General features: G+C 74.9%; 8 protein-coding genes. 5 read left to right on the forward strand and 3 right to left on the reverse strand.

Annotated elements, in window-relative coordinates:
- Positions 1–40: 40 nt before the first annotated feature.
- The gene (locus ABZV94_RS38485; protein ID WP_356349191.1) at positions 41–1,255 is read right to left on the reverse strand and encodes a cytochrome P450; all 1,215 of its coding nucleotides are present in this window, start codon (positions 1,253–1,255) and stop codon (positions 41–43) included.
- Positions 1,256–1,597: 342 nt separating this feature from the next.
- On the opposite strand from ABZV94_RS38485, the gene ABZV94_RS38490 reads away from it, so the two are divergent.
- Positions 1,598–1,948: a DUF3040 domain-containing protein gene (locus ABZV94_RS38490; protein WP_356349193.1), complete on the forward strand. Its 351-nt coding sequence runs from the start codon at positions 1,598–1,600 to the stop codon at positions 1,946–1,948.
- A 123-nt stretch (positions 1,949–2,071) separates the two neighbouring features.
- Here the strand turns inward: ABZV94_RS38490 and ABZV94_RS38495 are convergent, their stop codons facing one another.
- Together ABZV94_RS38495 and ABZV94_RS38500 are read right to left on the reverse strand one after the other, a co-directional pair.
- Entirely contained in the window at positions 2,072–2,635 is a 564-nt protein-coding gene (locus ABZV94_RS38495) for a hemerythrin domain-containing protein (protein WP_356349195.1), read from the reverse strand.
- Between the two features lie 101 nt (positions 2,636–2,736).
- Entirely contained in the window at positions 2,737–3,630 is an 894-nt protein-coding gene (locus ABZV94_RS38500; RefSeq protein WP_356349197.1) for a polysaccharide pyruvyl transferase family protein, read from the reverse strand.
- 284 nt (positions 3,631–3,914) lie between these two features.
- Here ABZV94_RS38500 and ABZV94_RS38505 point away from each other — a divergent pair, with 284 nt between their 5' ends.
- The 4 genes from ABZV94_RS38505 to ABZV94_RS38520 all read left to right on the forward strand — a co-directional run.
- The gene (locus ABZV94_RS38505; RefSeq protein WP_356349199.1) at positions 3,915–4,922 is read left to right on the forward strand and encodes an NAD-dependent epimerase/dehydratase family protein; all 1,008 of its coding nucleotides are present in this window, start codon (positions 3,915–3,917) and stop codon (positions 4,920–4,922) included.
- Positions 4,923–4,967: 45 nt separating this feature from the next.
- Entirely contained in the window at positions 4,968–6,602 is a 1,635-nt protein-coding gene (locus tag ABZV94_RS38510; RefSeq protein ID WP_356349201.1) for a carbamoyltransferase C-terminal domain-containing protein, read from the forward strand.
- A complete protein-coding gene (locus tag ABZV94_RS38515; RefSeq protein WP_356349203.1) occupies positions 6,599–7,594 on the forward strand; it encodes a glycosyltransferase in 996 nt (331 codons plus the stop codon). Before ABZV94_RS38510 ends, ABZV94_RS38515 begins: the two co-directional genes overlap by 4 nt.
- A partial coding sequence (locus tag ABZV94_RS38520) for an HAD-IIIA family hydrolase (protein WP_356349205.1) occupies positions 7,591–8,184 on the forward strand: 594 nt, incomplete at its 3' end. The genes ABZV94_RS38515 and ABZV94_RS38520, both read left to right, overlap by 4 nt.

Genomic DNA, 8,184 nt, shown 5'->3' on the forward strand with positions numbered 1-8,184 from the left:
GGCGGCGGGCCGCCGGTCGCCGCGGCGGCCCGGCCCGGCCTCACCAGGTGACCGGCAGGCTCAGCGGGAAGCGGCGGATGGTGCCGGTGTCCCACTCGATGTCATCGGCGGGGACGTCGAGGCGCAGCTTGGGGAAGCGGGCCAGCAGGCCGGACACCGCGCTGTCCAGCTCCGCCCGGGCGAGCGGTGCCGCGAGGCAGTGGTGCCCGCCCCAGCCGAAGGTCATGTGCGGGTGCACGGGCCGTTCCAGGTCGAGTGTGTGCGGGTCGGGGAAGACCTCCGGGTCGCGGTTGGCCGCGAGGTAGGACACGTGCACGTAGTCGCCCGCGCGGATCCGGGTGCCCTCGATCTCCGCGTCCTCCAGCGCGATCCGCGGGATGCCCACGCCCTTGCGGAACGGGATGAACCGCAGCAGCTCCTCCAGCGCCCCGGGGAACCGTTCGGGGTCGCGCGCGAGCGCGGCCGTCTCCTCGGGCCGGGTCAGCAGCAGATAGGCGATGTTGCTGATCTGGCAGGTGGCGGTGTCGTTGCCGCTGAGGATGAGCGTCACCGCCAGGACCGCCAACTCGTCGTCGCTGAGCGGCTCCTCGCCCTCCGGTACCGGGGCGGTGGCCAGCGTGCTGAGCAGGTCCTCGCCCGGCGAGCTCCGCCGGGCCGGGATCAGTTCGGTGAAGTACGTCCGCAGGCAGGCCTTGGCGTCGGCCGCGTCCTGCCGCGCGTCCGGCGAGGTGGCCAGCAGCCGCATGGTGTGCGCGCGCAGCTGGTCGCGGTCCGCCTCGGGGACGGCCAGCAGCTCGCAGATCGTCAGGTGGGGCAGCGGGACGGACAGATGGGTGACCAGGTCGGCGGGCGGCCCGGCCTCGTCCATCGCCGTCAGCAGCCCGGCCACCACCCGGTCCACGGCCGGCCGCATGGCCGCCACCCGGTCCCGGGTGAACGCCTGGGCCGCCACGTGCCGCAGCCGGGTGGCGTGCGGCGGGTCCGTGACGTTGATCGACTCGGGCGACACGATCGGCTCGGGCGTCATCCGCGGATAGTCGCGTCCGACGATCGCCGCCCGGCTGAACCGGGGATCGCACGTCACCTGACGCACTCCGGCGAAGCTGGTCACCAGCCACGCCTCCGCCTCGCCGTAGGGCAACCGGATCCGGCTGACCGGGCCGCGCCGTGCCAGCGCGTCCAGCGCGGGGTCGTACTCCAGCGCGTCGGCGAAGTCGAAGGGGCAGTCGAGCACTGCCGGGTCGTGGGACGACATACAGCCTCCTTTGCGCGCCGCCGGGCGCGTCGCTTGCGGGGGGCCGGTCCTACCCGTGCCGGCCGCTCAGCGTCGTCGCGGTGGCCCCGGGGGCGAAGCGCGCGGTGCGGGCAGCCCCGGTCCTCCCCAGCCGACCTGGTGCGAGACTGTGTTCACTATGCGGTACTTCGCCCGGTCTCGCACCACGGGCGTCCGGGGCGCCCCTCTCCGTCGTGGCCGCGCGGGAGCCGCGTTTCCCGCCTTCTCCGCCCGGCCGCCGAGGCGCCGCATCGGCCGGTCCGACCGGGGAACTCGGTCGCCCGGGGCCCGGATGCCGCCGAACGGCGGAGGAGGTGCGTCGCCGTGGACGACTGGGAGATGTGGGAGATGCGGGACGAGGCGCGGCTGTCACCGCGCGAGCGGCTGGCGCTGTTGCGGATCGAGGCGGACCTGCTACGGGACCGGCGGTTCGCGCGCCGTATGGGCGCCGCCCCGCGCGGGGTCTGGCTGCCGGTGGCGGTGCTGCTGCTCACGGTCGCGTCGGTGTTCGTGGCCGTCATGGGCATCCGCACGTCGGACCCCGCGTTGCTGTGGTCCTTCGCCCTGCTCTGGCCGCTGACCCTCTTCCAGGCGTTCCGGCTGCTGTGCCGGGCCACCCGCGCCCGTCCCGGTACGGGTGCCCGGACACCCCGCGGCACGCAACCATGGCTGTGAACCGTGGCTCCGCGGCGCTGACGTGAGCCCGGACGCCCGGCCTGCGACCGGGCCGGCGCCGCCCGGCCCCCGCGGGCCCGGACGGCGCCGTTCTCCCCCGGCCGCGGCTCTCCTCGCCCGGCTCTAGCTCTCCTTGCCCCGTCCCGTCAGCGCGTCGCGCATCCGGTCGACCAGTCCGGCTCCCGGTGCCAGCAGCTTGTTGGCCGGGGGAGTGTCCGGCGCCGACGGGTGCGGGCGGGTGGGCGCCATCTTCTTGGCGCGGCGGACCTTGTCGCCGAGCTCCATGAGTGCGTCCGGGGGGCAGGCCGCCTCCAGTTGCGGGAAGAGGTTCTGCTCCTCGTCCGTCACATGGGACCGGATCTCGCTCATCAGCTGGGCCATCAACGAGTCGAACCGCGGATCGTCGGCCTGGCAGCCCTCCAGGTCCTTCATGATCTGCTCGGCCTTGGCATGGTCCTCGAGTTCCTTGTCGGCCAGGGCGTCCCCTCCCGTCAGGTGCCGGCGCACCGCCGGGTAGAGGTAGGCCTCCTCCGCGACCGAGTGGCGGACCAGTTCGATCGTGGCCTGGTCGCAGAGGTTCTTGCGTTCCTCGGAGCCGGGCGGCAGCGCCTCGATGCGGCCGAAGATCTCCTCGACCTCGCGGTGGTCCGTGGTCAGCTCCTGGATGACGTTTCCGCCGTGACCCATGGTCGTTACCTCCTGCGTGGAACGCGGCGGCCCGTGAACGGCCGGCCGTCGCCGCGCCGAGTGCCCCGGGCCGCGCGCGCTACACGGCCCGCCGTCTGCGGTCAGCGCATCGAGTGGCAGGCGGCGGCCGTCCGGCCCGCCCCGGACAGCGCCCACTCCCACCAGTGGTCCAGGATGCCCGGGGTCAGCTCGTCCGCCGCCACCAGGGCCGGCCAGTCGAGGGCACGGGCCTGGGCGGTGACCTTGGCGCCGCCCGCGACCGGGTCCACGGCGATCACCGGGGTGCCCGTGCGCAAGCCGAGCACCAGGCCGTGCAGGCGGGTGGTGACGACCAGGTCGAGGCGGCCCACGAGGGCGAGGAACTGCTCTGCGGTGGCGCACAGCCGCCAGTCGTCGTCGGCCAGCCGGGAGTCGGCCGGCACCCGGGCGCAGTCCTTGCCGGCCAGCCAGCCGGTGATCCGCTCGTTCACCTCCGCGTGCCGGCGGCGTGCCCCGTACTCGCCCTGGCCGTCGGAGAGGACCACGCCGGCGACGGGCGGCAGCGGGCCCGCCGGGGCGTCGGCCGCGAGGTCGCGCCGGGCCGGGGCCGCGGTGCCGTCCCGGGCGACGACCTCGTGGAAACCGGTGACCGCCGGATCCGCCGCATCGACCACCGAGACCCCGGCCGCCAGTCGTCTGCAGAACCTGAACCTTCCATGCAGAGCGGCGACTTGGGGCCCGTGCACCGGACCGCACACGAAGAGCAGGGTGTCGTAGGCCCGGGGGTCGGCCGCCTCAAGTGACAGCGCACCGGGCCGGAAGCCGGGGCTCCATGCCGTCTCGTGCCGGATGCCCGCCCCGGTCAGCGCGGCCGACATGTGCTGCTGCGCGAGCACGTCCCCGGCCGTCGCCTCCCCGTCACGGAAGCTGAACCAGCCGGTGAGCAGCAGCCGCTCCGGAGGCCGGCCGGGCCCGCGCAGGGCCCGCAGCACCGCCTCCGCGACGTCGTGGTGCATCAGCGTCTCCAGCGTGGTAAAGGGGCGCAGGAGTCGCGCGAGTACCCCTGAGACCCGAGAATAAGAATCCAACGTGTGAATCCAACTGGCAGGGGAACTCAGCTGCCAGTGCCGTCCAGCAAGTGGCGGCGTGCCAGGCCGGTCCTCCGGATCAGCGGGACCCGGGCCGGGCCCCCTTTTCCTCCCAGCGGGCCGACGCGGTCGGTCCCGGCGACGCGGTGCGCGCCGAATGCCCAGGCGGGGACGTTCCCGGGCGCGCACGACGTGGACGAAGGAACAGCCCCATGACTGGTGACACACCGTTTTCCTGGCGGCGCGCCCTCGTGACCGGCGGCGCCGGCTTCCTCGGCTCCCATCTGTGCGAGCGGCTGCTGGATTCAGGTGTCGAAGTCGACTGCGCGGACAACCTGGCCTGCGGGCGGCGCGAGAACATCGCGCACCTGGAGGACCGGCCCGGTTTCCGGTACGTACACGGCGACGTCTCCGCGCCCGACTGCACCGAGCGGCTCGCGGGCCCGTACGACCTGGTCCTGCACTTCGCCTGCCCGGCCTCGCCCGCCGACTACCTGCGCATGCCCCTGGAGACCCTGGACGTGGGCAGCCTCGGCACCCGCAACGTCCTGGCGATCGCCGAACGCGACGGCGCCCGGTTCCTGCTCGCCTCCACGTCCGAGGTCTACGGCGATCCGCTCGTCCACCCGCAGCACGAGGGCTACTGGGGCAACGTGAACCCGGTCGGACCGCGCAGCGTGTACGACGAGTCCAAACGGTTCGCCGAGGCCCTGGTCACGGCACACGCCGGCACCCGGGGAACGAACGCCGGGATCGTCCGGCTGTTCAACACCTACGGGCCGCGGATGCGGGCCCACGACGGTCGCGCCGTGCCCACCTTCATCTGCCAGGCCCTGGCCGGCGAGCCGCTCACCGTCACCGGAGACGGCAGCCAGACCCGCTCGTTGTGCTACGTGGACGACACCGTGGACGGCGTCCTGCGGGTCGCCGCGAGCAGGTCCGTGCGGCCGGTCAACATCGGCGGCAGCGACGAGATCACCGTCGCCGACCTGGCCCGCCGGGTGGTCGCCCTCACCGGCTCCCGCTCCCCGATCGCGTTCATAGACCGGCCCGTGGACGACCCCGGCCGGCGCCGCCCCGACACGACCCTCGCACGCGAACTGCTCGGCTGGTCGCCGCAGGTCCCCTGGGAGGAGGGCCTGAAGCAGACCATCGCCTACTTCGCGGCCCTGCCCCCGGAACCTGACCCGCGCGCGGAGGAACCGGCCCCGCGGTCCTGACCCGGTCCTGACCCCCTGCCCGTTCCCCGGCCCTGGAGACAGCGCATGCACGTCCTCGGTATCAACGCACTCTTCCACGACCCCGCCGCCGCCCTCATCACCGACGGCAAGGTCGTGGCGGCGGCGGAGGAGGAGCGGTTCTCCCGCCGCAAGCACGGCAAGCGGCCCGTTCCCTTCTCGGCCTGGGAACTGCCCGAGCAGTCGGCGCGCTGGTGCCTTCAGCAGGCCGGCCTCACCCCGTCCGACCTGGACGCCGTCGCCTACTCCTACGACCCCGCGCTGGCCCGCCCCGCCGACGAGATGGGGCTGCACGACCCCTGGGACCACCTGCGGCAGCAGTACGCCCGCGAGGCACCCGGCTTCCTCGCCGAGGCCCTGCCCGGACTCGACCCGGCGAAGGTGCGGTTCGTCCCGCACCACGTCGCCCACGCGGCCTCCGCGGGGCCCGTCTCGCCGTACCCGGACTGCGCCGTCCTCGTCCTGGACGGCCGCGGCGAGTGCGGCTCGCACCTGGCCGGCCGCTACACCGACCGCGAACTGACCGTCCTCGGCACCCAGCGGCTGCCGGACTCCCTCGGCCTGTTCTACGAGGACCTCACCCAGCACCTCGGATTCCTGCGCAGCAGCGACGAGTTCAAGGTCATGGCCCTCGCCTCCTACGGCACCCCGCGCTTCGCCGGCCGCCTGCGCGCGTACGTCCACGCGGACGACGAGGGCGGCTTCCGGGCCCGGCCGGTGCCCTGGGCCGAGTTCGTCCCGCCGCGCCCGGCCGGCGGCGCCTGGAACCAGGACCACGCCGACCTCGCCGCGAGCGCCCAACTCTGCCTGGAGGAGGCCATGCTGGCCCTCGCCCGGTGGCTGCGCGAGCGCACCGGCGAGGACGCGCTCACCATGGCCGGCGGTGTCGCGCTGAACTGCGTCGCCAACACCAGGCTGTGGCGGGAGAGCGGCTTCCGGCACGTGTGGGTGCAGCCCGCCGCCGGCGACGCCGGTACGGCCCTGGGCGCGGCGGCGCACGTGGCCGGGCAGAAGGACACCCTGGAGCCGATGCCCACCGCCGCGCTCGGCCGGGGCTGGAGCGACGCCGAGCTGCGTGCCTGGCTGGAGCGGGCGGCCGTACCGTACGAGGAACCCGCCGACATCGCCGAGACCGCCGCCGAGGCGCTGGCCGCCGACGGGATCGTGGCCTGGTTCCAGGGGCGCAGCGAGTACGGGCCGCGCGCGCTCGGGCACCGGTCACTGCTCGCCCACCCGGGCAGGGCCGAGAACCTGGAGCGGCTCAACGCGGTCAAGGGACGCGAGGAGTTCCGGCCCGTCGCGCCCATGGTGCTCGCCGAACGCGCGGCCGAGATCTTCGACGGGCCGCTGCCCAGCCCGCACATGCTGTTCGTGCACGACGTGGCCGCCGAGTGGAAGGCCCGCATCCCGGCCGTGGTGCACGTCGACGGCACGGCCCGCATCCAGACCGTGGACCGCGCCCAGGAACCCCTGGTGGCCCGCATGATCGAGGGCTTCGAACGGCGCACCGGACTGCCGGTGGTGGTCAACACCAGCCTCAACACCGCCGGGCGGCCCATGGTCGACGACCCCCGGGACGCCCTGGAGTGCTTCGGCTCGGCCCCGGTCGACCTGCTGGTGCTCGGCCCGTTCGCGATCCGCCGTGGGAAGGCCTTCGCATGACCGACGCCCCCGCCTACACCGTCGTCGTCCCGACGATCGGCCGCCCCTGCCTCGCCGAGTGCCTGCGCGCGCTCGCCGCGGCCGACGGCCATCCGCCGCACGAGGTGGTCGTCGTGGACGACCGGCCCGCACCCGACGGCGACCTGCCGCTGCAACCGGCCGGGCAGCTCCTCGACCGGGTGCGCACCCTGCGCACCGGCGGCAAGGGGCCGGCCGCCGCCCGCAACGCCGGCTGGCAGACCGTCCGCACGCCCTGGACGGTCTTCCTGGACGACGACGTCCAGGTGCTGCCGGACTGGTCCCGGCGGCTCGCCGACGACCTGCGCCAGGCCGGCCCCGACGTCGGCGGTGTCCAGGGGCAGTTGCGTGTCCCCCTGCCCCTGGACCGCCGGCCCACCGACTGGGAGCGCACCACCAAGGGCCTGGAGAACGCCGCCTGGGCCACCGCCGACATGGCCTACCGCACCGAGGCGCTCAAGCGGACCGGTGGCTTCGACGAACGCTTCCCGCGGGCCTTCCGCGAGGACGCCGACCTCGCCCTGCGGGTGCAGCGGGCCGGCTGGTCCCTGACCCGGGGCACCCGGGTCACCCGGCACCCGGTCCGCCCCGCCCACTGGTGGGCCTCGCTGCCCGCGCAGCGCGGCAACGCCGACGACGCCCTGATGAACCGGCTGCACGGCCGCGACTGGTGGGACCGCGCGCAGGCGCCGCGCGGCCGGCTGCCCCGCCACCTGGTGGTCACCGGCGCCGCCCTCGCCGCTGCCGGCTGCGCCCTGGCCGGACGGCGCCGGGCCGCGACCGCCTGCGCGGCCCTGTGGACCCTCGGCACCACCGAGTTCGCCCTGGCCCGCATCCTGCCCGGGCCGCGCACCGCCCGCGAGATCGCCGGGATGCTCGGCACCAGCGTGCTCATCCCGCCGCTCGCCGTGCGGCACTGGCTGCGCGGAGTCGTCCGCCACCGGCACGCCGAACCGCTGGGAGGTGCCGAGTGAGCAGGCTGTCCGCCGTCCTGTTCGACCGTGACGGCACCCTCGTCGTGGACGTGCCGTACAACGGCGACCCCGGCCGGGTGCGGCTGATGCCGGGCGCCGCCGCGGCCGTCGCGCTGGCCCGGTCCGCCGGGCTGCCGACCGGGGTGGTCAGCAACCAGTCCGGCGTCGGCCGCGGGCTGCTCACCGTGGAGCAGGTGGTCCGCGTCAACGAGCGCGCCGACGAGCTGCTGGGCGGGCTGGACATCTGGGTGTTCTGCCCGCACGCCCCCGGCGAGGGCTGCGCGTGCCGCAAGCCCCGGCCCGGCCTGATCCGCACCGCCGCCGCGCGGCTGGGCGTACCGCCGTCGGAGTGCCTGGTGATCGGCGACATCGCCGCGGACGTACTGGCCGCCCGCGCGGCCGGCGCCCGGGGTGTCCTGGTCCCGAACGCGGCCACCGCCCCGGCGGAGGTGGAACGTTTCGCCACGGAGAGCGCCCCCGACCCGCTCACCGCGGACGGGAACGGGCCGCTCGGAGGTCGCGCCGTAGACCGTCGACAGGCCGAGCCTGCCGAGGGCGGGCTCGATGCGCAGGTAGCGGACGGCCAGAGC

It is taken from the genome of Streptomyces sp. NPDC004658 (genome assembly GCF_040609555.1).
In the GTDB taxonomy this organism is placed as follows: Bacteria; Actinomycetota; Actinomycetes; order Streptomycetales; family Streptomycetaceae; genus Streptomyces.